The sequence below is a fragment of the Streptomyces sp. STAM6 genome (assembly GCF_054963715.1).
Genome location: NZ_JBUEFZ010000004.1, coordinates 330,180 through 353,118 on the forward strand (window position 1 = coordinate 330,180; position 22,939 = coordinate 353,118).

Annotated in this window: 21 protein-coding genes; 10 read left to right on the forward strand and 11 right to left on the reverse strand. The window is 72.6% G+C overall.

Features of this window, described 5'->3' with window-relative positions; all coding sequences use genetic code 11:
• The first annotated feature begins 208 nt into the window (after nt 1-208).
• Nucleotides 209-2,920 carry a pyruvate, phosphate dikinase gene (gene ppdK / locus ACY34K_RS08175; protein ID WP_462745309.1) on the forward strand — a complete coding sequence of 904 codons (2,712 nt, stop codon included), beginning with the start codon at nt 209-211 and terminating at the stop codon, nt 2,918-2,920.
• 639 nt (nt 2,921-3,559) lie between these two features.
• Complete coding sequence (locus ACY34K_RS08180) at nt 3,560-4,579, forward strand: ArsR/SmtB family transcription factor (RefSeq protein WP_462745312.1); 1,020 nt, start codon at nt 3,560-3,562, stop codon at nt 4,577-4,579.
• On the opposite strand, the gene ACY34K_RS08185 is transcribed toward ACY34K_RS08180, so the two are convergent.
• Nucleotides 4,549-5,706 (reverse strand): alkaline phosphatase PhoX, encoded by a 1,158-nt coding sequence (locus tag ACY34K_RS08185; protein WP_462745316.1) that lies wholly within the window; start codon nt 5,704-5,706, stop codon nt 4,549-4,551. The genes ACY34K_RS08180 and ACY34K_RS08185 overlap by 31 nt on opposite strands.
• Before the next feature lie 346 nt (nt 5,707-6,052).
• Between ACY34K_RS08185 and ACY34K_RS08190 the strand changes: the two genes are divergently transcribed.
• Entirely contained in the window at nt 6,053-6,463 is a 411-nt protein-coding gene (locus tag ACY34K_RS08190) for a VOC family protein (protein ID WP_462745319.1), read from the forward strand.
• A gap of 22 nt (nt 6,464-6,485) precedes the next feature.
• Here the strand turns inward: ACY34K_RS08190 and ACY34K_RS08195 are convergent, their stop codons facing one another.
• The 5 genes from ACY34K_RS08195 to ACY34K_RS08215 all read right to left on the reverse strand — a co-directional run bounded on the left by ACY34K_RS08195 (nt 6,486) and on the right by ACY34K_RS08215 (nt 12,033).
• Nucleotides 6,486-7,244, reverse strand: a complete 759-nt coding sequence (locus ACY34K_RS08195; RefSeq protein WP_462745322.1) for an SDR family NAD(P)-dependent oxidoreductase — start codon at nt 7,242-7,244, stop codon at nt 6,486-6,488.
• A 140-nt stretch (nt 7,245-7,384) separates the two neighbouring features.
• Nucleotides 7,385-7,969: a TetR/AcrR family transcriptional regulator gene (locus ACY34K_RS08200; protein WP_462745325.1), complete on the reverse strand. Its 585-nt coding sequence runs from the start codon at nt 7,967-7,969 to the stop codon at nt 7,385-7,387.
• Between the two features lie 32 nt (nt 7,970-8,001).
• Nucleotides 8,002-8,343, reverse strand: coding sequence for a nitrite reductase small subunit NirD (gene nirD, locus ACY34K_RS08205; protein WP_462745328.1), 342 nt, complete (start codon nt 8,341-8,343; stop codon nt 8,002-8,004).
• A complete protein-coding gene (gene nirB / locus ACY34K_RS08210; RefSeq protein WP_462745331.1) occupies nt 8,340-10,853 on the reverse strand; it encodes a nitrite reductase large subunit NirB in 2,514 nt (837 codons plus the stop codon). The genes nirD and nirB overlap by 4 nt, the downstream gene beginning before the upstream one ends.
• 1 nt (nt 10,854) lies before the next feature.
• Nucleotides 10,855-12,033, reverse strand: a complete 1,179-nt coding sequence (locus tag ACY34K_RS08215; RefSeq protein ID WP_462745334.1) for an NAD(P)/FAD-dependent oxidoreductase — start codon at nt 12,031-12,033, stop codon at nt 10,855-10,857.
• Nucleotides 12,034-12,227: 194 nt separating this feature from the next.
• Here ACY34K_RS08215 and ACY34K_RS08220 point away from each other — a divergent pair, with 194 nt between their 5' ends.
• The 4 genes from ACY34K_RS08220 (at nt 12,228) to ACY34K_RS08235 (ending at nt 15,475) form a co-directional block, all read left to right on the forward strand.
• Nucleotides 12,228-12,659 (forward strand): hypothetical protein, encoded by a 432-nt coding sequence (locus ACY34K_RS08220; protein WP_462745336.1) that lies wholly within the window; start codon nt 12,228-12,230, stop codon nt 12,657-12,659.
• A gap of 9 nt (nt 12,660-12,668) precedes the next feature.
• Nucleotides 12,669-13,871, forward strand: a complete 1,203-nt coding sequence (locus tag ACY34K_RS08225; RefSeq protein ID WP_462745339.1) for a sensor histidine kinase — start codon at nt 12,669-12,671, stop codon at nt 13,869-13,871.
• A gap of 13 nt (nt 13,872-13,884) precedes the next feature.
• Nucleotides 13,885-14,535, forward strand: coding sequence for a response regulator (locus ACY34K_RS08230; RefSeq protein ID WP_462745341.1), 651 nt, complete (start codon nt 13,885-13,887; stop codon nt 14,533-14,535).
• A gap of 163 nt (nt 14,536-14,698) precedes the next feature.
• Nucleotides 14,699-15,475 (forward strand): TSUP family transporter, encoded by a 777-nt coding sequence (locus ACY34K_RS08235; protein ID WP_462745343.1) that lies wholly within the window; start codon nt 14,699-14,701, stop codon nt 15,473-15,475.
• Between the two features lie 69 nt (nt 15,476-15,544).
• Here the strand turns inward: ACY34K_RS08235 and ACY34K_RS08240 are convergent, their stop codons facing one another.
• Together ACY34K_RS08240 and ACY34K_RS08245 are read right to left on the reverse strand one after the other, a co-directional pair.
• Nucleotides 15,545-16,165, reverse strand: a complete 621-nt coding sequence (locus tag ACY34K_RS08240; RefSeq protein WP_462745346.1) for a class F sortase — start codon at nt 16,163-16,165, stop codon at nt 15,545-15,547.
• A gap of 129 nt (nt 16,166-16,294) precedes the next feature.
• On the reverse strand, nt 16,295-16,804 hold the full coding sequence (locus tag ACY34K_RS08245; RefSeq protein WP_462745349.1) for a hypothetical protein: 510 nt from the start codon (nt 16,802-16,804) through the stop codon (nt 16,295-16,297).
• A gap of 295 nt (nt 16,805-17,099) precedes the next feature.
• Between ACY34K_RS08245 and ACY34K_RS08250 the strand changes: the two genes are divergently transcribed.
• The 3 genes from ACY34K_RS08250 (at nt 17,100) to ACY34K_RS08260 (ending at nt 19,004) form a co-directional block, all read left to right on the forward strand.
• The gene (locus tag ACY34K_RS08250; RefSeq protein WP_462745352.1) at nt 17,100-17,693 is read left to right on the forward strand and encodes an NADPH-dependent FMN reductase; all 594 of its coding nucleotides are present in this window, start codon (nt 17,100-17,102) and stop codon (nt 17,691-17,693) included.
• Between the two features lie 553 nt (nt 17,694-18,246).
• Nucleotides 18,247-18,570, forward strand: a complete 324-nt coding sequence (cutA, locus tag ACY34K_RS08255) for a divalent-cation tolerance protein CutA (protein ID WP_462745354.1) — start codon at nt 18,247-18,249, stop codon at nt 18,568-18,570.
• Complete coding sequence (locus tag ACY34K_RS08260; RefSeq protein WP_462745357.1) at nt 18,567-19,004, forward strand: gamma-glutamylcyclotransferase family protein; 438 nt, start codon at nt 18,567-18,569, stop codon at nt 19,002-19,004. Before cutA ends, ACY34K_RS08260 begins: the two co-directional genes overlap by 4 nt.
• On the opposite strand, the gene ACY34K_RS08265 is transcribed toward ACY34K_RS08260, so the two are convergent.
• The 3 genes from ACY34K_RS08265 to ACY34K_RS08275 form a co-directional block, all read right to left on the reverse strand.
• Complete coding sequence (locus ACY34K_RS08265) at nt 18,955-21,039, reverse strand: molybdopterin oxidoreductase family protein (protein WP_462745360.1); 2,085 nt, start codon at nt 21,037-21,039, stop codon at nt 18,955-18,957. The two genes, ACY34K_RS08260 and ACY34K_RS08265, sit on opposite strands and share 50 nt — an antisense overlap.
• Nucleotides 21,040-21,502: 463 nt before the next feature.
• Nucleotides 21,503-22,147 (reverse strand): SanA/YdcF family protein, encoded by a 645-nt coding sequence (locus ACY34K_RS08270; protein ID WP_462745363.1) that lies wholly within the window; start codon nt 22,145-22,147, stop codon nt 21,503-21,505.
• A gap of 57 nt (nt 22,148-22,204) precedes the next feature.
• Nucleotides 22,205-22,918, reverse strand: a complete 714-nt coding sequence (locus ACY34K_RS08275; protein WP_462745366.1) for an aquaporin — start codon at nt 22,916-22,918, stop codon at nt 22,205-22,207.
• Nucleotides 22,919-22,939: the final 21 nt, after the last annotated feature.

Genomic DNA, 22,939 nt, shown 5'->3' on the forward strand with positions numbered 1-22,939 from the left:
TGAGCGTCCATCGTCAGCTTTGAGTCAAGCGCCCTTCGGAGGGTGAAAGAGTCGGCGGCGCTTTCCGGGCCCCGGAGTCACCTGCGATCTGCTGGCGGACGGGTGGTTAAGGCCGAATGACGGACAAGTGGACGTACCCAGACGCCTTCGATCTGGGTATGTTCCTCGCCGTCAGGGCAGCCACCGAGTCCTCGAGGAGTCGAGACCCGTGTCGGAAAACAAAGATCAGAAGTTCGTGTACGACTTCACCGAGGGCAACAAGGACCTGAAGGACCTGCTCGGCGGTAAAGGTGCGAACCTGGCCGAAATGACCAATCTCGGCCTCCCGGTCCCTCCCGGCTTCACCATCACGACCGAGGCCTGCAAGGTCTACCTCGAGAGTGGCGACGAGCCGGTGGCACTCCGTGACGAGGTCACCGCCCACCTCGACGCTCTCGAGCGGAAGATGGGCAAGAAGCTCGGTCAGGCCGACAACCCGCTCCTGGTCTCGGTCCGGTCCGGCGCCAAGTTCTCCATGCCCGGCATGATGGACACCGTCCTCAACATCGGTCTGTCCGACAAGTCCGTCGAGGGTCTCGCCAAGCAGGCCGGCGACGAGCGGTTCGCCTGGGACTCGTACCGCCGCCTCATCCAGATGTTCGGCAAGACCGTCCTCGGCGTCGACGGCGAGCTCTTCGAGGAGGCCCTCGAGGAGGCCAAGGACGCCAAGAAGGTCACCGTCGACACCGACCTCGACGCCGCCGACCTGAAGAAGCTCGTCAAGCACTTCAAGAAGATCGTCAAGGCCGAGGCCGGCCGCGACTTCCCGCAGGACCCGCGCGAGCAGATGGACCTGGCCATCAAGGCCGTCTTCGACTCCTGGAACGGCGACCGCGCCAAGCTGTACCGCCGCCAGGAGCGCATCCCGCACGACCTCGGCACCGCGGTCAACGTCTGCTCGATGGTCTTCGGCAACCTCGGCCCGGACTCCGGCACCGGTGTGGCGTTCACCCGCGACCCCGCCTCCGGCCACCAGGGCGTGTACGGCGACTACCTGCAGAACGCGCAGGGCGAGGACGTCGTCGCCGGTATCCGCAACACCGTGCCGCTGGCCGACCTCGAGTCGATCGACAAGAAGTCGTACGACCAGCTGATGCAGATCATGGAGACGCTGGAGAACCACTACAAGGATCTCTGCGACATCGAGTTCACCATCGAGCGCGGCCAGCTGTGGATGCTCCAGACGCGCGTCGGCAAGCGCACCGCCGGTGCCGCCTTCCGTATCGCGACCCAGCTCGTCGACCAGGGGCTCATCGACGAGGCCGAGGCCCTGCAGCGGGTCAACGGCGCCCAGCTCGCCCAGCTGATGTTCCCCCGCTTCGACGAGCAGGCGTCGGTCGAGCAGGTCGGGCGCGGCATCGCCGCCTCCCCGGGTGCCGCCGTCGGCAAGGCCGTCTTCGACTCCTACACCGCCGTGAAGTGGTCCCGGTCCGGCGAGAAGGTCATCCTGATCCGCCGTGAGACCAACCCGGACGACCTGGACGGCATGATCGCCGCCGAGGGCATCCTGACCTCGCGCGGCGGCAAGACCTCCCACGCGGCCGTCGTCGCCCGCGGCATGGGCAAGACCTGTGTCTGCGGCGCCGAGGAGCTGGAGGTCGACACCAAGCGGCGCCGGATGACCGTGCCCGGCGGGCACGTCGTCGAGGAGGGCGACGTCGTCTCCATCGACGGCTCCACCGGCAAGGTGTACCTCGGAGAGGTACCCGTCGTACCGTCCCCGGTCGTCGAGTACTTCGAGGGCCGCATGCACGCCGGCGCCGACGACGCCGACGAGCTCGTCGGCGCCGTGCACCGGATCATGGCCTACGCCGACCGCGTGCGCCGCCTGCGCGTACGGGCCAACGCCGACAACGCCGAGGACGCGATGCGCGCCCGCCGGTTCGGCGCCCAGGGCATCGGCCTGTGCCGCACCGAGCACATGTTCCTCGGTGAGCGCCGCGAGATGGTCGAGAAGCTGATCCTCGCCGACACGGACGAGGAGCGCGAGGAGGCCCTCAAGGAGCTGCTGCCGCTCCAGAAGAAGGACTTCGTCGAGCTCTTCGAGGCCATGGACGGCCTGCCGGTGACGGTGCGTCTGCTGGACCCGCCGCTGCACGAGTTCCTGCCCGACATCACCGAGCTGTCGGTCCGCGTCGCCCTCGCCGAGTCCCGCAAGGAGCCCCACGAGAACGAGCTGCGGCTGCTGCAGGCCGTGCACCGGCTGCACGAGCAGAACCCGATGCTGGGTCTGCGCGGCGTCCGTCTCGGTCTGGTCATCCCCGGTCTGTTCACCATGCAGGTCCGCGCGATCGCCGAGGCCGCGGCCCAGCGGATCGAGGCCAAGGGCGACCCGCGCGCCGAGATCATGATTCCGCTCGTCGGCACCGTGCAGGAGCTCGAGCTGGTCCGCGACGACGCCGAGCAGGTCATCGCCGAGGTCCAGCGGCAGACCGGCGTCGAGCTGAAGCTGGCGCTCGGCACCATGATCGAGCTGCCGCGCGCCGCCGTGACCGCCGGTCAGATCGCCGAGGCCGCCGAGTTCTTCTCCTTCGGCACCAACGACCTCACCCAGACGGTCTGGGGCTTCTCCCGGGACGACGTGGAGGCGAGCTTCTTCACCGCCTACCTGGAGAAGGGCATCTTCGGGGTGTCGCCGTTCGAGACCATCGACAAGGACGGTGTCGGCGCCCTGGTGCGCAGCGCCGTCGAGGCCGGCCGGGCCACCCGCCCCGACATCAAGCTCGGCGTCTGCGGCGAGCACGGCGGCGACCCGGAGTCGGTGCACTTCTTCCACGAGGTGGGCCTCGACTACGTCTCCTGCTCGCCCTTCCGGATCCCCGTGGCGCGCCTGGAGGCGGGCCGCGCGGCCGCCCAGTCGAGCGGCAGCGACAGCCGCTGAGAGAGCGGGCGTGAGAGGCGGACCAGGCTCGTCCGCCCGTAAAGCCACCGGAGCCGCCGTTGGTCCCCGACCAAACCGATCGGCGGCGGCTCCGGTACCCAACCGCTCATGAACCACCGGAGCCGCCGTTGGTCCCCGACCCTCACCGATCGGCGGCGGCTCCGGTACGCAAGAGAGACGGGGCGGGACACCTTGTGCGGAGGTGTCCCGCCCCGTCGTATTTCGTCCGAGAGAGGAAATGTAGGATCCTGTTCAATTGCGCCCGGTTGAATTCCGGTCGGTTGAACGGCGGACTTTTGAGGGAGGATCGCTCCCGGTGCGGATTCCCGCCATTCAGCCCGCAAAGAACGGGCGGAGCGCGGCCACCGGATCCCCACCCGCCGACCGCGCCCCATTACCCCTGCCGGACAAGAGAGCCGCAACCTTCCGGGACCGCCGCCGGACGCGCGAAGCCCCCCACGGTCTTCACCACGTCACCTCGGTCCTGAAGGTTTCCTGCCCGACGGCGTACAGCTTTTCGGTTCCGGGCCCGCCTCCGCGATGCGTTTCAAGTGTGGCTGAAATGCCATGGTGACGTGCTGTGATGACGTGCATACTCATTGGTGGGGGGTGATTGCGGATGCAACAGGTGGGGGTTCAGTGCTACGTATTCATTTCACCGGGGAGGACCTCGCCGGGGTGCGGACGGCCGCCCGGCCCGATGTTCTGTGGGAAACGATTCTCAGCTTCCACCGTTTGCGGGACCGGCGGTCGGCCCCGGTCTACGGCGAATGGCGCTCCGAAACCCGCAGCCGGTTGAACGGTGAAACACGCCTGCTGGGGGCGCTGGTGCCGGCCCGCGGCTATTTCCCGGATTTCCTGACGCCGCCGCAGGGGCTGGACGGCCTCGACGCCGGTCTGGAGGCCGTCCGGGCGACACCGCCGGACCGGGTCCACAGTGAGCTGGCGCTCCTCGCCGCCTCACGGCCCGAGGCGGGTCCGCTGCCCGGGTGGACCGCCGGGCTCGCCGAAGGGCGGCCCGAGCCGTTCAGCCGCCTCCTGGGGGCCCTGCGCGGGTACTACCGGGCGGCCGTCGAACCGTACTGGACGGCGATACAGGCGCGGGTGGAGGCGGACCGGGCCGTGCGCGGCCGGGCCCTCCTCGACGGCGGCGCCGAGGAACTGCTCGCCTCGCTGCCGCCGATGCTGCGCTGGAAGTCGCCCGTCCTGGAGGCGGACTACCCCGTCGACCGCGAACTGCACCTGGACGGGCGGGGCCTGCTGCTCCAGCCGTCGTACTTCTGCCGGGGCACCCCGGTCGTCCTGCGCGACCCGGACCTGCCGCCCGTGCTGGTCTACCCCGTCACGCACACGGACGCCCCGGCCTTCGGCGACGCCGGCGGCTCGGCCCTCGGCCGGCTCGTCGGCCACACCCGCTGCGCCGTCCTCAAGGCCATCGGCCACGGCGGTACGACCAGTGAACTGGCCCGCAGGGCCGGGGTGTCACTGGCCTCCGCCAGCCAGCACGCGGGCGTGCTGCGCGAGGCCGGACTGGTGGTCACCCTGCGCCAGGGCAGCTCGGTGCTGCACACCCTGACGCCCCTGGGCACCGCCCTGCTGCACGGCGGTGCCCAGCCCGCGCGGCGTCACTACGCGCGGAAGGGCCCCGTCACCTCGTAGGTGATGCCGCCCGACGAGCTGCCGCTCGTACCGCGCTGGCTCGAGAAGTACAGGCGGCGGCCGTCGGGGGAGAAGGCCGGCCCGCAGATCTCCGAGCTCGACTGGCCGTTGATCCGCAGGAAGGGCGCCACGACGTCGTCGGGGGTGATGATGCAGATCTCCATGGTGCCGCCGTCCTCGGCGACGAACAGGTCGCCGGAGGACGAGCCGGTGACGTTGTCGACGCCGGTGAGCGGGGCGCCGCCGCCGCTGACCAGCGAGTCGTCGTAGGCCAGCTCGTAGGTGTTGTTGGTGAGGTTGAGCTGCCAGACCCGGTTGTCGCCCTTGGTGGTGAACCAGACGGTGTCGTTGGCGTAGTGGCAGCCCTCGCCGCCGTTGAACCGCTTGGCGCCGGAGACCTGGTCGCGGGTCGCGGTCGGGGAACCGTCCGGGTCCGGGACGTTCTGCCAGGTGAAGCTGCCGGAGGTGGCCGTGCCCGCCTTCAGTACCTGGAGGGTGCCGGAGGAGAGGTTGCCCCACGTGGTGGGCAGGAAGCGGTAGAAGCAGCCGTTCGACTCGTCCTCGGTGAGGTAGATCGCCCGGCGGACCGGGTCGGCGGCGGCCGCCTCGTGCTTGAACCGGCCCATCGCGTCCCGGCGCGTGCTGGTGCCGCCCCACGGGTTGGCCTCGTAGACGTAGCCGAGGGACACCTCCTCGCAGGAGAGCCAGGTGTTCCACGGGGTGGCGCCGCCGGCGCAGTTCTGCCGGGTGTTGGACAGGATGCGGTAGGCGCTCGTGATCCCGCCGGAGGAGTTGAAGCGCACCGCGCTCGCGCCGCCACCGGGGTTGATCTCGGAGTTGGAGACGTAGATCCAGCCCGTGCCGTCGGCGAAGCAGGCTCCGCCGTCGGGGGCGTTGTGCCAGATGTAGGAGGTACCGGCGACCGTCTGGCCGGAGCGGGCTATGACCCGGCTGGTGAAGCCGCTCGGCAGCTGGATGCCGTTGGCGTCCGCCGGGCCCGGTGCCCCGTACGGGCCGGCGCCGGGCTGGGCGGGCGCGGCATGGGCGGCGCCCCGCATCAGCGTGCCGCCGAAGGCCGCCGCCGTACCACCGATGACCGCTCCACGAAGAAAGCTGCGTCGCTCCACGTGTCACTCCAGAGGGGGAGATCGTGACCGTCCCGCCGCGCCGGTCGGGCGGCGGGGTCGCGCGCTTCGGGAACCTAGGAGCCCCGCATGGACGGTGCTCCAACGCCCGATGAAGCGGAAGCGTCGGTCGGCCCCTTCTTGGGAACGGCCGGAACCCCTTCCCCGCGGGACGTGCCGGCCGGGGATGCCGTGGGCTCCACGAGCGCCCCGGGAGGCGCGCCGCAGGATGCCGCGAAAAAATCTCCGGGACGGCGATGAGTTTCCGGGAGGGCGCCGGTCTACCCCCTCGTAAGCGCCACCACGGCGACGGACCGCGGCGACGACGCGACCAGAGAAGAGAACCGACATGCCTCAGATGATCTTCGTGAACCTGCCGGTGAAGGACCTCGACGCCTCGAAGGCCTTCTGGACCGAGCTGGGCTACGGTTTCAACCCGCAGTTCACCGACGAGACCGCCGCCTGTCTGGTCATCAGCGACACGATCTTCGCGATGCTGCTCACCGAGCCGAAGTTCGGGGAGTTCACCGCCCCCGGCAAGGAGATCGCCGACGCCACCAAGGCCACCGAGGTCCTGATCGCGCTGAGCGCCGAGAGCCGGGAGAAGGTCGACGAGCTGGCCGACGCCGCCCTTGCCCACGGTGGCTCGCCGGCGAAGGAGCCGCTGGACTACGGCACGATGTACGGGCGTTCCTTCACCGACCCGGACGGCCACCACTGGGAGGTCATGTGGATGGACCCGTCCGCCGTCCAGGGCTGAGCCGCCCCGGCCGTGCCGCCCCTCAGGCCGCCACGCCGCCGTCGATCACCAGGTCCGCCCCGACGACCGAGCCGGCCCCGGGGGAGGCGAGGTACAGCACGGCGGCCGCGACCTCCTCGGCGGACGTGAGCCGGCCGAGCGGGGAGGTCAGGCGGGCCGCGCGCTCCTCGTGGGTCTCGCCCGGCAGCAGCGACATCGGGGCGTCCGAGGCGCCGGGGCTGACCGCGTTGATCCGGATGCCGTCCTGGATGTGGTCCAGCGCGGCCGCGCGGGTCAGCGCCGCCACCGCGGCCTTGCTGACCGCGTAGCCGCCGGTGCCGGGCACCCGCACATGCGCGCCCAGGTTGGAGCCGATGTTGACGATCGTGCCGCCTCCGTTGGCGCGCATATGGGCGATCTCGGCCTGGAGGGCGTGCAGCATCCCGGTGACGTTGACGTCCAGCAGCGCTTGCCAGTCCGCGGCGTCGAGGTCTCCGACCGGGCTGCCGCCGCCGCGCAGCACGGCGGCGTTGTTCACGGCCACGTCCAGGCCGCCGAAGCGGGCGACGGTACCGGCGACCAGGGCGCGCATGTCGTCGGCGCGGCTGACGTCGGCGGTGAACACGGCTGCCGTGCCGCCGTCCTTCTCGATCAGGGCGGCGGTCTCCTCCAGGGTGGCGGCGGTGCGTCCGGCGACGGCGACCGCGGCGCCCTCGGCGGCGAGGGCGAGCGCGACGGCGCGGCCGAGGCCGGAACCGGCGCCGGTGACGAGGGCGGTCTTCCCCCGGAAACGTGCGGACATGATGGTCGACTCCTTGTTCATCATTCTTGACCGATCGTTCTGTTATGAGGGCCGAAAGAAACGCCCCCAAGGGGGCGTTTCCTCGATGTGGCCGTCCGGCCAGGTGCCGGTCCGGTCGTGTGTTCGGTCCGGTCGTGCGTTCAGTCCAGCAGGGTCAGGGCCTGTTCGGCCGCGTCCCGCACCCGTGCCGGATCGCCCGACGCCTTGCCGACGACCCGGATGCCCTGCAGCAGCACCAGCAGCATGCGCGCCAGCGCCCGCGGGTCCCGGTTCGCCGGCAGCTCGCCCTGGGCCTGTGCCCTGATGAGCGCGGAATGCAGCATGGTCTCGACATGCGTCCAGCTGATCTCCACCCGCCGCGCCGCGGCGGGATCGCGCGGGGCCAGCTCCGCCGCCGTATTGGTGACGAAACAGCCGGTCAGCCGCTCCTCGTCGGAGGACGCCTCGGCGGCGAACCGCCGCACCACCGCCCGCACGCCCGGCAGCGCCGGGCCCGGCCCGGACAGCTCGCCCATGAGGCGCGGGTCGCCCGTCTCCGCGTACCGGTCCATGGCCTTCAGGTACAGCTCGTGCTTGTTGCCGAAGGTCGCGTAGATGCTGGCGCGGCCGATACCGAGGTGCTCGACGAGGTCGGCCATCGACGTCGCCTCGTAGCCGCGCTCCCAGAACAGCTCGAGAGCCGACTGGAGCGCGGCGTCGGGGTCGAATTCCTTGGTCCTGGCCACGCCTGGACCTTAGATCAATATGGAACGACCGGTCAAGAAATGGTGGCGAGTTCGCGGGTACGGACGGGGAAGACGGCCACGGACACGTCCTCGTCGTCCAGGCAGCGCCCCGTCTCCAGGTCGAAACGCTGCTTCAGCAGCGGCGACGCCACGAACGGCCGTCCGGCCGCCGAGCCGATCAGCCCGCGCGCCAGCACCTGCGCCCCGGTGAACGGGTCGCGGTTGTCGATCGCGTACCACCGGCCCGCCCGGTCCTGGAAGAGCGCCGCCTGGCGTCCGTCCGGGAGCAGCGCCGCCATGCCGCGGCCCGGTGTCAGCGCCGACGCCTCGCAGATCGCCAGCCACGTGTCGCCGTAGGAGAGTTCGAGCATCATCGGGCGGAAGTCCCTTCCAGGGTGAGGATGGTCAGGTCGGGCTTGATCTGGCCGCGCTCCGGCACGAACCGCACCGACGGGTCCGGCGCGTCCGGGGCGTTCACGAAGGAGACGAACCGGCGCAGCCGCTCCGGGTCGTTCAGCGTCTCGGCCCACTCGTCGTGGTAGCCGGCCACGTGCGCGGCCATCAGGGCCTCCAGCTCGTCGCACAGGCCCAGCGAGTCGTGGACCACCACGTCCCGCAGGTGGTCCAGGCCGCCCTCCAGCCGCTCCAGCCAGGCCGCCGTGCGCTCCAGGCGGTCCGCCGTACGGATGTAGAACATCAGGAACCGGTCGATCAGCCGGATCAGCTCGGCGTCCGACAGGTCCTGCGCCAGCAGGTCCGCGTGGCGCGGCGTCGCGCCGCCGTTCCCGCCGACGTACAGGTTCCAGCCGTTCGCCGTGGCGATCACGCCGAAGTCCTTCGACTGCGCCTCCGCGCACTCGCGCGCACAGCCCGACACCGCCGACTTGAGCTTGTGCGGGGCGCGCAGGCCCCGGTAGCGCAGCTCCAGGTCGATGGCCATCTTCACCGAGTCCTGCACGCCGTAGCGGCACCAGGTCTGCCCCACGCAGGACTTCACCGTCCGCAGCGACTTGCCGTACGCGTGCCCCGACTCGAAGCCCGCGTCGACCAGCCGCGCCCAGATCGACGGCAGCTGGTCCACCCGCGCGCCGAACAGGTCGATCCGCTGACCACCCGTGATCTTGGTGTAGAGACCGAAGTCCCGGGCCACCTCGCCGATCACGATCAGCTTCTCCGGGGTGATCTCACCGCCCGGGATGCGCGGCACGATCGAGTACGAACCGTTGCGCTGCATGTTCGCCAGGAAGTGGTCGTTGGTGTCCTGCAGCGAGGCCCGCTCGCCGTCGAGGATGTACTCGTTGTTCAGGCTGGCGAGGATCGACGCGACGGCCGGCTTGCAGATCTCACAGCCTTCCCCGCCCCGCGCCTCCTCCCGGCCGTGCGAGTCGAGCAGCTCCGCGTACGACGTGAAGCGCATCGTGCGGACGATCTCGTACAGCTCACTGCGCTTGTAGGAGAAGCAGCCGCACATTCCGGCGTCCTCGGGCGCCGGCAGCAGCTGCTGGATCACCTTCACACAGCTGCCGCAGCCCGTGCCCGCCTTGGTGCACTTCTTCACCTCGGGCAGCGACGAACAGGCGCAGATCGCACCCTTGGTGACGTTGTGGCAGGAGCAGATGATCGCGTCGTCGGGCAGCGACGAGGGACCCAGCGCCACCGGTGCCCCCGCGCCGGCGGGCAGAACCAGCTGTTCGGGAGCGACCGGCGGCTTGGACCCGGTCATCGGCCGCAGCATGCCGTAGGCCTCGGCGTCACCGACCAGGACGCCACCGAGCAGCACACCCTCCGCGTCGACGACCAGCTTCTTGTAGATACCGGAGCGCGAGTCCGAGTAGACGACGTCCAGGGAGCCCTCGGCCGCGCCGTGCGCGTCACCGAAGGACGCCACGTCCACGCCGAGCAGCTTCAGCTTCGTCGACATGTCGGCACCCGTGAAGCCGGCGGCCTCCTCTTCCTCGGCGATCGTCGCGGCCGCCGTCAGCGCCATCTCGTAGCCCGGCGCCACCAGGCCGTACACCCGGCCGTCCGCCGCGAGCGCGCACTCGCCGATCGCGAACACCGCCGGGTCCGACGTGCGGCACTGCTCGTCGACCGTGATGCCGCCGCGCTCGCCGACCGTCAGACCGCAGTCGCGGGCCAGCTGGTCGCGGGGGCGGACACCCGCCGAGAAGACCACCATGTCGGCGGTGAGCGTCGAACCGTCCGAGAGCGCCATGCCCGTCACGGCGCCGTTCTCGGTCAGGACCTCCTGCGTGCCGGTGCCCGTGTGGACGATCAGCCCCATGTCCTCGATCGTCCGCAGCAGCGCCGCGCCACCGCCCTCGTCCACCTGCACCGGCATCAGACGCGGAGCGAACTCCACGATGTGCGTCTCCAGGCCCAGGCCCTTGAGCGCGCCGGCCGCCTCCAGACCCAGCAGTCCGCCGCCGACCACCGCGCCGGTCTTCGCGGTCTTCGCGTACTCCTCGATCGCGAGCAGGTCCTCGATCGTGCGGTACACGAAGCAGCCCGTGGCGTCCTTCCCCGGCACCGGCGGCACGAAGGGGTACGAACCGGTCGCCAGCACCAGCGTGTCGTACGCGATCGTGCGGCCGGAGCGCGAGGTGACCGTCCGGGCCTCCCGGTCGATGCTCTCCGCCGGGTCGTCCAGGTGCAGCTCGATGCCGTGCCGGGCCATGAAGCCCGCCTCGACCATGGACAGGTCGTCCGGCGTGTTCCCGTCGAAGTACGAGGTCAGCCGGACCCGGTCGTAGGCCGGCCGCGGCTCCTCGCAGAGGACGACGACCCGCGCGTGGTCCGTGACCCCGCGGTCCGCCAGGGCCTCCAGGAAGCGCTGGCCGACCATGCCGTGGCCGACGAGAACGATGGTGGGCGTGTGCGCCATGTCAGGAGCCTCCGTCATGGGTGAGCAGGTGGAGCAGGGGCGCTTGCGGGAGGGCCTCGTCGCCCTCCCAGGCCCGGGCGAGAGCCCCGACCGCGCCGAGATCGCCGAGCAGTACGCCGCCGACGAGACGGTCGCCGCGGACGACGACCTTGCGGTACGCGCTGCGGGTGGCGTCGGCCAGCTGCACGGTGTCGTCACCGGGCCGGGCCGTCGCCTCGCCGAACGCCGCCAGTTCCAGCGCGCCCATGCTGAGCCGGGTCAGGGCGCGGGTGCCGCGGTAGGCGCCGGTGCCGTGGCGGAGCACATCGGCCAGGACGTCGGCCTGCTCCAGAGCGGCACCGGCCAGCCCGTAGACCCGGCCGTCGTGCTCCGCGCAGTCCCCGACGGCGTGGATGTACGGGTCGGAGGTGCGCAACTCGTCGTCGACGACGATGCCGCGCCGCACGTCGAGGCCCGCCTCCAGCGCCAGACCGACACGCGGCCGGACCCCGCAGGCCAGGACGACGACATCGGCGTCCAGCACGAAGCCGTCGGCCAGCTCGACCGCGTCGACCACACCGTCCTCGCAGCGCAGGCCACGAACCCGGCACTCGGTGTGGACCTCCACACCCAGCGCCGCCAGATGCTCCCGCAGCAGCGCCGAAGCGGTCGGGTCCAGCTGGCGCTCCATCAGGTGCTCACCCTGCTGGGCCAGCACCACCTCGGCGCCCCGGGCCGCCAGCGCGCGGGCCGCCGACACCCCCAGGAGACCGCCGCCGATGACCACCGCCCGCACGCCCGGCTCCACGATCGCGTCGAGCGCCAGGCAGTCGTCGAGGGTCCGGAACGCGTGCACCCCGACCGGCAGGGGGCCGCCCCCCAGGCCGCGCAGCGGCGGCAGCACCGGGTTCGAACCGGTGGCCAGGACCAGCCGGTCGTACGCGACCGACGAGCCGTCGTCGCAGTGCACCACGCGGGCTCCCCGGTCGATACCGGTCACCCGCACACCCCGCCGCACCGGCTCGCCGTGCGGAGCCGGCAGGGCGATCACCTCGGGCCCGTACCGGCCGGCCAGGACGTCCGCGAGCAGCACCCGGTTGTACGGGGCGTGCGGCTCCTCGCCGAGCAGGGTGACGGGCAGCCGTTCGGCGAGGCGGGACCCCGCCGTACCACCGCCGACCACCACGATCCGTGAACTCATGTCCAGCAGCGTGCGTCGGCGGTGTTTCCCGGCCGCATCCCGTTTGTTTCACGCGAGGAAAGCTGACCTCAGCGGGGCCCCGCCGGGAGCGTGAGGGGTCCGGCCGGGAGCGTGAGGGGGTGGGGCAGACCGAACCCCCGATGCTCGTGGCGGCACCATCGCCCCGGCGGGCGCGTCGGCACAACCCTGGAGCCATGGACCTGCCGCACACGATCCTCACCGAGCCGTTCCGCGCCACGACCTGGAAAAGGGTCGCCCACCTCCTGCTCGCCCCGGCCGCCGGCCTGCTGTGCGTCCCGCACGTCCTGGCCCGCCGGCTGCTCGGCACCGACACCCCCGCACCGTCCCCGGCACGGTTGCTCCTGCACGCCCTGGTCGCCACCCCCCTCAACCTGGCGGCCGCCGCGGTCACCCTCTACGGCTGGTCGATCGTCCCGATGAACCTGGCCTGGCCGTTGCGCGCCTCGGACCCCACGCACGCCTGGGGCGGGCCGACGTTCGCCGGGGCATGGGCCTTCCACGCCGTCGTCGGCGGGCTCGGCTTCCTGCTGCTCATGCCGTGGGTCGGCAGGGGACTCACCGCGCTGCAGGGGCGGCTGGCCGCCCGGCTGCTCCGGGTGCCCTAGGTTGCGCCCATGTCTCTCGCGCCGCGCGCCCCACGCGCCCCGCTGTCCGCGCTCGTCGCCCTGCGCGCCCTGCTGTACACGATCCTCGCGCTGCCGCTCGCGGTGAGCGGCTTCGCCGGGGTGCTCACCGGCCTCGTCGTCGGCGGTGTGCTGTCGGTGAGCCCGCTCGGGCCGTGGCTCCTCGCCTGCACCGTGCGCGGGGCCCTGGCGGCGGGGGCGCTCCAGCGGGCCCTCGCCCGGACCCTGCTGGGCGTGCGCGCCGAGGCGCCCGACTGGCGGCCCCGGGCACCCGGCACCGAGGCCTGGCGGCGGGCGATGCTCGGCGGGCGGACGGGATGGCGGGCCGTCCAGTTCGCGCTGGCCGCGCCGCTCACCGCCGCCCTGCCCCTGGTGGCGGTCGCCGCGGGCTATGTGTTCGGGACGGTGTTCGTACTCCGGCCCCTGCTCGGCGACCCGGAGGGCCTGGTGGTCTCCGTCCTGCTGGGGCTCCTGCTACTGGCGGCGGCGCCCCGGCTCGTGCGGTGGGCCCTCGCCCCGCACCGGGCGCTGCTGATGTCACTGCTCGGCGACGACCCGGACACCCGGCGCATCAAAACCCTGGAGGAGACCCGGGCGCTGGCCGTCGAGGACGCGGCGACGACCCTGCGGCGCATCGAGCGCGACCTGCACGACGGCACCCAGGCCCGGCTGGTGGGCCTCGGCATGCACCTCACCCTGATCCGCGAACTGATCACCGCGGACGCGGACCGCGAACGGCTGCTCGCCGTCCTGGACACCGCCCGCGACAACGCCACCCTGGCCGTCGCGGAACTGCGCGCCCTCGTCAGAGGCATCCACCCCCCGGTCCTCGACCAGGGCCTCGACACCGCCCTCAGCACCCTCGCCGCCGACACCCCGCTGCCCGTCGACGTCACGGTCGACCTGCCCCGCCGGCCCTCCCCGGCCATCGAGTCCCTCGCCTACTTCTGCGCCGCCGAACTCCTCACCAACGCCGTCAAGCACAGCGCCGCCCGTACCGTCACCGTCGGCGTGTACGCACGCCACGCCACCCTCCACGTCACCGTGGCCGACGACGGCCGGGGCGGCGCCGTCGTCGGGGCCGGCAGCGGACTGCGCGGGCTGCTCGACCGCGCCCGGACCGTCGACGGCACGCTGACCTGCGACAGCCCGCCCGGAGGGCCTACGGTGGTGACCGTCGCCGTCCCGTACTGATTGGACTCCTGCCGTGAGGGTCGTCATCGCCGAGGACTCCGCGCTCCTGCGCGACGGGCTGGTGCAACTGCTGTCGCTGCGCGGCATCGAGGTCCCCGCGGCCGTCGGCGACGCCGACGCCCTCCTCACGGCCGTCGCCGAACACCGGCCCGACGCCGTGGTCGTCGACATCCGGCTGCCACCCACCCAGACGGACGAGGGCCTGCGGGCCGCGGTGGAGCTGCGCCGCTCCGCACCGGACCTCGGTGTGCTGATCTTCTCCCAGTACGTGGAGACGAAGTACGCCGCCCGGCTGCTGGGGGACGGCGGCGCGGGCGTCGGCTACCTGCTCAAGGAACGCGTCGTCGACATCGACGAGTTCACCGCCGCGCTGGAGCGGGTCGCCGCCGGCGGCACCGCCCTGGACCCCGAGGTCGTCGCGCAGCTCATCGGCACCGCCCGCCGCACCTCGGCGCTCGACGCCCTCACGCCCCGGGAGCGCGAGGTGCTGGGCCTGATGGCCGAGGGCCGCACCAACCGGTCGATCGCCAGGCGGCTCGTGGTCACCGAACGCGCCGTGGAGAAACACATCGCGAACATCTTCCTCAAACTCGACCTGCCGGCCGGCGAGGGCGGCCACCGCAGGGTCCTCGCCGTGCTGCGCCACCTGGAAGCGGGTGCCTGAGCGGGGAACCGCCGTCCGGGGCCCGGCGCGGTCGGCCGAGCGTGCCCGACGCCCGTCAGGCCTCCGCGACGCCCGGGGCTCGGCGTGCCCCACGCCCGTGACCCGGCGTGCGCGCCGCGGTCGGCCGGCGGTGCGGCGCGGCCGGTCGCATAGGGTCGCCGGCATGCCCGACATATCACTGACCACCCTCGCCCTGCTGTGCGCCGCCGCACTCGTGGCGGGCTGGATCGACGCCGTGGTGGGCGGCGGCGGCCTGCTGCTCCTGCCCGCGCTGCTGATCGGTCTCCCGCACGCCCCGGCCGCGCACATCCTCGGCACCAACAAGGCCGTCGCCGTCGTCGGCACCACCGGCGCCGCCCTCACCTACGTCCGCAAAGCGCCGGTGCAGGTGAAGACGGCGGTACGGATCGGGCTCGCCGCGCTCGCCGGCTCCATGGGCGGCGCGTTCTTCGCGGCGGGCATCAGCAGCGAGGTGCTGCGGCCGGTCATCATGGTGGTCCTGGTCGGCGTGGCGGCGTTCGTGATGCTGCGCCCGTCGTTCGGCACCGGCGAGGCGAAGGGGCCCGCCACCCGCGCCCGGGTCGTCACCGCGATCGTGCTCGTCGGCGGCGGGATCGGCTTCTACGACGGCCTGTTCGGTCCCGGCACCGGCACGTTCCTGGTCCTGGCCCTCACCGCCGTACTCCACCTGGACCTCGTGACCGCCTCCGCCACCGCCAAGATCGTCAACGTCTGCACCAACGTGGGCGCGCTCGCCATGTTCGCGCACCAGGGCAACGTGCTGTGGCAACTCGGCGCCGTAATGGCGGTCTTCAACCTCGCCGGCGGCATGCTCGGCGCCCGCATGGCGCTGAGCAAGGGCGCCGAGTTCGTCCGCGGCGTGCTGCTCGTCGTCGTCTTCTCGCTGGTCGCGAAGCTCGCCTTCGACCAGTGGTCCTGAGACACGGCCCGGCGCGCACACGGCAACGTCCGAGGCGCACACGGCATCGCCCGGGGCGGGGTGTCCGGCTCAGCGCACACCGATCAGATGCGCGTACACCACGATGTTGCCCGTGTAGCCGGTCTTCTCGTCGAACCCGCCACCGCAGGTGATCACCCGCAGCTCGGCGCGGTCCGCCTCGCCGTACACCTTGCGGTCCGGGAAGTCCGCGTTGTCGTACACCTCCACCGCGTCGATCGTGAAGACGGCGGTCCGGCCGTCCCGCCGGGTCACCTCGACCCGGTGGCCCTTCCGCAGTGAGCCGAGCGAGTAGAACACGGCCGGGCCGTCGGCGTTGTCGACATGGCCGGCCAGGATCGCCGTGCCCCTGGCACCCGGCGGAGTCCCGTCCTTGTACCAGCCGGCGATGTTCGGGTTCCCCGAGGGCGGCACGTCCAGGCTGCCGTCGGGAGCCAGGCCGAGCCGCATGACCGGGGCGTCGACGTCGATCGGAGGGATGCGCACGCGGACCGGCGCGGACGGCGGGAGCGGGTCGGCGGCCGCGTCCGTGTACGCCTCGGGGCCGGCCGCGAAGGCCTCGGCGGCCGACGGCACCGGCGGAGTGACGTCCGCCGAACCGTTCTGCACGAGCCACACGCCGACGCACGCCGCGATCGCCAGCCCCCAGCCCTTGCTCTTGCCCATGCCCATGCGCTTGCCGAGCCTCCTGCGCAGCGGTCCACGAAGGTGTGGTCTCCCCGCCCCCGCGGCGGTCCCTCGAAGGACGCAGGCGGCGGGGGCGGGGAGGGGACGGCGGAGTCGCCGGGGAGAGAGCCCCCGTCAGCTGCCCTGCGCGCCGCTCGCCCGACGGCGCAGGAGCCAGACCCCGCCGACGGCGGTCGCGGCAAGCACCGCCACGCCCGCCGTGACCTGGGTGGTGTCCGGGCCGACGCTGCCGCCGACGCCCGTCCTCACATGGCCGCTCGGGCCGGTGTGGTGTTCGACCACCAGATCCCCGGTGGCCGTCTTGCCGTTGTCGCAGGCGACACTGATGGTGTAGGTGCCCGGCTTGGCGTGCGACGGCACCATGAACCGGCCGACCACGACATCCTTGTGGGTGCCGGGCGACAGCTGGAACTCGCCCGCGCCGAGCGACTCCGCGTCGCCCACACCGTGCCCGTCCTTGCCGCAGGCCGTGGTGTTCACCGTGACCGTCTCGCCCGGGGTGGCGGGGGACGGATGGACCTCCAGCGTGCCGTAGTCGCCCGCGTACGCGCCCGGGGCGGCCAGGGCGCCCAGCGAGAAGACCGTCAGCGCGGTGGCGGTGAGCAGGCGGGCAGTGGTGCGCATGGGGTCCTCCGAGGCGCGCTTCGGGCGGGTGTCCTGTCATCGAGGTAAGAGCCCGCCCGCCACGTCCGCCTGCTGAAAGCCCATCAGATTAGCCCGTCCGGGTCGGCTCGCCGCCCTGAACGGCGATCGTCGCCGCAGGTCAGATCAGGTGCGGGCGCAACAGCGGGCGCGCCGGTGCGAACGGGTGACAGCACGGTCCCACCTCCGGGTGCGCCCCGGGACTTCGCGGTGATCCACATCACGGCGGCGGAAGCCGCTTGACCTCAAGCTTGGTTCAGGTACGAGGCTCTCCGGCATGGACATCAACAACGCCGGGCCGCTCCGTCTCGCCCTCATCGTCGCCAGCAACCGTGAGGGCCGCTTCGGCCCCGTCATCGCCGACTGGTTCCTCGCCCACGCGGGACAGCACACCGACTTCACCGTCGACGTCGTCGACCTGGCCGACATCGACCTCCCCACCGCACTCTCCCACCGCCCCGGCGCCGAGGTCCGCGCCGAACTCGCCAAGGTCGGCCCCACACTGGCCGACGCCGACGCCTTCGTCGTCCTCACCCCCGAGTACAACCACTCCTTCCCCGCCGCCCTCAAGAACCTCATCGACTGGCACTTCACCGAATGGCAGGCCAAGCCCGTCGGCTTCGTCTCCTACGGCGGGATCTCCGGCGGCCTGCGCGCCGTCGAACACCTCCGGCAGGTCTTCGCCGAACTCCACGCCGTCACCGTCCGCGACACCGTCTCCTTCCACGGCGCCCACGCCCACTTCGACGAGAACGGCCGGCACAAGGACCCCACCGCCCCCGACGCCGCCGCCAAATCGATGCTCGACCAGCTCGCGTGGTGGGCCCACGCCCTGCGCGACGCGAAGGCGGTCCGCCCCTACGCCGCCTGACGCCCATCCCTGCCGCCGGCGCTGCCGCCGCCCTCCGCCCGGCGGGAGGGGCGCAGGTGGCACTCTCGGCCCGTCCGAACGCCGCGGACCAGACGCAAGGCGGACCGAACGCCGGCCGGAGGCCGCCTCGGCCGCGGCGCCGGCCGGCCACCGCGGTGGCCGAACCGCGCGGGGATCGGACGCCCGTGCTGGTTGGCCGTCGTGCTGGTCGGCCGCCGGCCGGGTCGGACGGCGCGCCGGCCGTCGCCACGGTGACCGCTCGTCGACGGGGGTCGGACGCGGTGCTTGCCGGACGGGTCGGCGCGCTGCTGGACGCGGCGGGGACAGGAACGCCGCGATGACCGAGACCCCCGGCCGGGTCGGCGCGCTGGGCGGCCACGGTCGGCCGCCCGCCGCGCACGGGCGCACGCCGGGCTGTACACGGCCCGGTTCGCCGCCGTGGCGCGGGCGGACCGCACGGCCGTACGGTGGCCGTGACCGGCGAGCGCCGGCGACCGGGCGCCGGTGCGGGCCGGCGGTACCGCGCCGGCGGACGGGACTTCGAGGAGGCAGCGTGACCCTGGCCCTGACCGTACTGACCACGACCGACAGCGCCGAGAAGGCCGAGGAGCTGGCGCGTGGCGCGGTGGAGGCGCGACTCGCCGCGTGCGCCCAGATCTCCGGCCCCGTCACCTCCGTCTACCACTGGCAGAACGCCATCGAGACGAGCGAGGAGTGGCAGGTGTTCTTCAAGACCACCGAAGCCTGCTACGACACGCTGGAAGCCCACATCGCCGCCGCGCACGACTACGACACACCCGAGATCATCGCCCTGCCGGTGGTCCGCGGCAGCGCCGCCTACCTCGCCTGGATGGGCAAGGAGACCACGGCCCCGTGAACGAGCTGCCCTTCTTCGTCTACGGGACGCTGCGGCCCGGCGAGTACAACCACGCGCGCTTCCTCCGCGGCCGTACGGCCGCCGAGGAGCCGGCCAGGCTGGCCGGCGCCCTGCTGCACCACGGCCCCGGCTACCCCTATCTGGTGCGGGGCGCCGGGGAGGTCGTCGGTGACCTGGTGACGGCCGCGCCCAACGAGTACGGCGCCGTCCTCTCCGTACTCGACCGGCTGGAGGAGTACGCCGGCCCCGGTCATCCGCTCAACGTGTACGAGCGGGAGGCCTGCGACGTGGTGCGCACCCGGGACGGGGCGCGGGTACGGGCCTGGGTGTACGTCGCCGCCACCACGGCCGCGCTCGGCGCGCCGATCCCCGGCGGCGACTGGCTCAGGGCGTCGCCGCCGGTGCTGCTTCCAGACGCACCGCGCACACCTTGAACTCCGGCATCCGTGACGTCGGGTCCAGCGCCGGATTGGTGAGCGTGTTCGCCCGGCCCTCGCCCGGCCAGTGGAACGGCATGAACACCGTGTCCGGCCGGATCGCCGTCGTGATCCGGGCGGGCGCCACCGCCCGCCCCCGCCGCGACACCACCGCGACCGGCTGGCCCTCCGCGACACCCAGGCGCTCCGCCAGCCGCGGATGCAGCTCCACGAACGGCCCGGGCGCGGCGGCGTTCAGCTCCTCGACACGCCGGGTCTGCGCACCCGACTGGTACTGCGACACGACCCGCCCGGTCGTCAGCACCACCGGGTACTCCTCGTCCGTCTCCTCAGCCGCCGCCCGGTGCGTCACCGGCACGAACCGGGCCAGTCCGTCCGGTGTGGCGAACCGGTCGAGGAACAGCCGCGGCGTGCCCGGGTGCGCGGGCTCCGGGCAGGGCCAGAACACGCCGTCCTCCTCGGCGATACGGCGATAGCTGATGCCGGCGTAGTCGGCCGGGCCGCCCGCCGACGCGCGGCGCAGCTCGTCGAAGACCTCCTCCGGATCGGTCGGGAATCCCTTCTCCCAGCCGAGCAGCTCGGCGAGCCCGTGCAGGACCTGCAGATCGCTGCGGACACCGTCGGGCGGTGCGACCGCCTGCCGGCGCAGCAGGACCCTGCCTTCGAGGTTCGTGGTCGTGCCGGTCTCCTCCGCCCACTGCGTGACGGGCAGGACCACGTCCGCGAGTTCGGCCGTCTCGGAGAGGACCACATCGGCGACGGCGAGGAAGTCCAGCGACTCCAGCCGCTCCTGGACGTGCGCGGCCCGCGGCGCCGAGACGACGGGGTTGGACCCCATGAGCAGCAGCGCCTTGATGTCCCCGCCCAGCGCGTCGAGGAGCTCGTAGGCGCTTCGGCCGGGGCCCGGCAGCGTGTCCGGGTCCACGCCCCACACGCCCGCCACATGGGCGCGGGCCGCGGGGTCGTCGAGCTTGCGGTAGCCGGGCAGCTGATCGGCCTTCTGGCCGTGCTCGCGGCCGCCCTGCCCGTTGCCCTGCCCGGTCAGACAGCCGTACCCGGACAGCGGCCGCCCGGCCCGCCCCGTCGCCAGGCACAGGTTGATCCAGGCGCCCACGGTGTCCGTGCCCTTCGACTGCTGCTCGGGCCCCCGTGCGGTCAGCACCATCGACTCGGGCGCGTCGCAGAACATCGCCACGGCCTCACGCAGCTGCGGCACCGGCACCCCGGTGATCCGCTCGACGAGCGTGGGCCAGTGCGACATGGCCGCCGCCCGGGCGTCCGCCCAGCCGGTCGTCCGCGTCTCGATGAACTCCTCGTCCGTCCGCCCCTCCGCCACCACCAGGTGCAGCAGCCCGAGCGCGAGCGCCAGATCGGTGCCGGGCCGGGGCGCGAGATGCAGATCCGCCTGCTCGGCGGTGCGGGTGCGGCGGGGGTCGACGACAATCAGCCGGCCGCCGTTCTCCTTCAGCTCGGTGAGGTACCGCAGCGCCGGCGGCATGGTTTCGGCGAGGTTCGAACCCACCAGGATCACGCACCCGGTGCGCGGAATGTCCTCCAGCGGGAACGGCAGGCCCCGGTCGAGCCCGAACGCCCTGGTGTGCGCGGCCGCGGCGGACGACATGCAGAAGCGGCCGTTGTAGTCGATCTGCGAGGTTCCCAGCACCAGCCGGGCGAACTTCCCCAGGCTGTACGCCTTCTCATTGGTGAGCCCGCCGCCCCCGAACACCCCGACACTGTCCGGCCCGTGCCCGTCCCTGGACCGCCGCAGCCCCTCCGCCACGGCACCCAGCGCCTCCTCCCAGGTGGCCGGTTCCAGCCTGCCCGAGGCGGGACGCCGGACCAGGGGCCCGGTCAGCCTGACCCGGGAGGAGAGCACCGCGGGTGCGGTACGTCCCTTACCGCACAAGGCACCCCGATTGACGGGGAAGTCCGTGCGCTCCACCACTTCGACGCCCTGGTCAACGGGACGGAGGTTCATCCCGCACTGCAGGGCGCAGTACGGACAGTGCGTGGGGGTGGTGACTGGGAGCATGCCATCGAGGGTGCGGTCCGCGTGTTACGGCCGTGGGCACGCCGGATTACAGGCCAGGTACGTCACCCTCCGGCACCGCGCGCTTTCCCGGTGAGGCGGGTGCGATGGGGGTGCGGCCACCTCCGGTGGGTGGGCCCGCCTCGTCGCGGGTGCGGGTGCGGCGACCTCCGGTGGTTGGGCCCGCCCTCTTCCTGGTGCGGGTACGTCACCTGCCGGTGGGTGGGGGTGTGGGCCCCTCCGGGCTCGACTCTCCCCCCAGAGGGGGCACCCCCACGGGGCCGGCGGCCTGGGCTGCCTTGCAAGGGAGCCGTTTCCCGGCCGCCATCCCCTGCGGGGACGACCCTGCACGGCCCCACCCCGGGCCGGTATGCCGCGTGGGCTTGTGCTCGGTTGTGGGCACAACCGGACCACGGTCCGCAGACGAAAGGCGTTCCGGGGCGGAGCCCCGGAACGTGGGCTGGGCTCAGCCCCGGGGGGAGGCCAGCGCGTCGGCGACGCCCCGCTCCCGGGGGCCCAGGAAGCGGGGATCCGGCTTCAGCACCACATCCACCGCCGCCTTGCTCGCCGCGAACAGCTCCCGCACACCCCCGTAGTACCAGACCGAGTCGTGCGGCTCCTGCACCCCGACCCCGTACGAGTCGACTCCCGCCGCCCGGCAGAGGGTGACGGCCCGGCGGATGTGGAAGCCCTGGGTGACCAGCACCGCGCGGTCCACGCCGAAGATCTTCTTCGCGCGGACGCACGAGTCCCAGGTGTCGAACCCGGCGTAGTCGCTGACGATGTGGCCGTCCGGCACGCCCCGGGCCGTGAGGTACGTACGCATGGCGTCGGGCTCGTCGTACTCGGCCCGGCTGTTGTCGCCGGTGACGAGGACGACCTTGACCTTGCCGTCCCGGTACAGCGCCGCAGCGGCGTCGAGCCGGTGCGCCAGGTAGGGGGTGGGGCGGCCGTCCCAGAGCCCGGCGCCGAACACGACGGCCACGTCGCGTGCCGGGACGTCGGCCACCGTGCGCAGCCGGCTGTCCGCGGTGGCGTGCATCCACGTCGCCGGCGCGAGCGCCAGGACGCACCCGAGCATGACCGCCTGCACCAGCCGTCGCCGCCGCATTGACCGCCCCTCCGTCGTGATCCCTGCACTGTCGGACGCGGATCCGGGCGCCGTGGTTCAGTTCGGCACGCGGGAAGCCGGCCGGCCTCCGTACAGGAGGGCGGCCAGCGCCGCGCCCAGCAGGCCGCCGAGCAGTTGGGCCGCGATGAAGCCGGGCAGGGAGACGGGCGCGATGCCCGTGAAGGAGTCGGTGAACGACCGCCCCACCGTCGCCGCCGGATTGGCGAACGACCCGGAGGAGGTGAACCAGATCGCGGCGGCGATGTAGGCGCCGACCGCGAGCGGGGTGAGCCGGGCGCGGCCGATCCGGTCCAGACCCTGGATCAGCAGGACGAGCCCGGCGGTCGCGACGATCTCGCCGAGCAGCAGATGGCCGGCCGACCGCACCTGCGTGGACCAGGTCCCGGGTGCCCGGCCGAACATCGCCTCGGCGAGCAGCGCCCCGGCGACCGCGCCGGTCAGCTGGGCGCCGATGTAGAGCGCGACCTCGCCGGCGGCCTGCCGGTCGCCTTCCCGGCGGCGGGTCCACCAGACGGAGAGGGAGACGACCGGGTTGAGGTGGGCGCCGGAGACCGGTGCGAGCAGGGCGATGAGCAGGCCGACCCCGATCGCGGAGGCGAGGGAGTTGGCCAGCAGCCGCACGCCGACGTCCTGGCTGAGCCCGGCGGCCTGGAGGCCGGAGCCGACGATGACGGCGACCAGCGCGGCGGTGCCGACGAGTTCGCCCGCGGCCCGCCGCGGCAAGGAGGTGATGTCCGGACGCCTGCGCATATGCCCCCCAAGTTTTCCCAC

Bases quoted from the DNA above. Each gene is read 5' to 3' on its own strand.
- ACY34K_RS08190 (WP_462745319.1), top strand. From the start codon at position 6,053: ATGCCTCAGATGATCTTCGTGAACCTGCCGGTGAAGGACCTCGACGCC.
- ACY34K_RS08195 (WP_462745322.1), bottom strand. From the start codon at position 7,244: ATGTCCGCACGTTTCCGGGGGAAGACCGCCCTCGTCACCGGCGCCGGT.
- nirD (WP_462745328.1), bottom strand. From the start codon at position 8,343: ATGATGCTCGAACTCTCCTACGGCGACACGTGGCTGGCGATCTGCGAG.
- nirB (WP_462745331.1), bottom strand. From the start codon at position 10,853: ATGGCGCACACGCCCACCATCGTTCTCGTCGGCCACGGCATGGTCGGC.
- ACY34K_RS08215 (WP_462745334.1), bottom strand. From the start codon at position 12,033: ATGAGTTCACGGATCGTGGTGGTCGGCGGTGGTACGGCGGGGTCCCGC.
- ACY34K_RS08220 (WP_462745336.1), top strand. From the start codon at position 12,228: ATGGACCTGCCGCACACGATCCTCACCGAGCCGTTCCGCGCCACGACC.
- ACY34K_RS08225 (WP_462745339.1), top strand. From the start codon at position 12,669: ATGTCTCTCGCGCCGCGCGCCCCACGCGCCCCGCTGTCCGCGCTCGTC.
- ACY34K_RS08235 (WP_462745343.1), top strand. From the start codon at position 14,699: ATGCCCGACATATCACTGACCACCCTCGCCCTGCTGTGCGCCGCCGCA.
- ACY34K_RS08240 (WP_462745346.1), bottom strand. From the start codon at position 16,165: ATGGGCATGGGCAAGAGCAAGGGCTGGGGGCTGGCGATCGCGGCGTGC.
- ACY34K_RS08245 (WP_462745349.1), bottom strand. From the start codon at position 16,804: ATGCGCACCACTGCCCGCCTGCTCACCGCCACCGCGCTGACGGTCTTC.
- ACY34K_RS08250 (WP_462745352.1), top strand. From the start codon at position 17,100: ATGGACATCAACAACGCCGGGCCGCTCCGTCTCGCCCTCATCGTCGCC.
- ACY34K_RS08265 (WP_462745360.1), bottom strand. From the start codon at position 21,039: ATGCTCCCAGTCACCACCCCCACGCACTGTCCGTACTGCGCCCTGCAG.
- ACY34K_RS08270 (WP_462745363.1), bottom strand. From the start codon at position 22,147: ATGCGGCGGCGACGGCTGGTGCAGGCGGTCATGCTCGGGTGCGTCCTG.
- ACY34K_RS08275 (WP_462745366.1), bottom strand. From the start codon at position 22,918: ATGCGCAGGCGTCCGGACATCACCTCCTTGCCGCGGCGGGCCGCGGGC.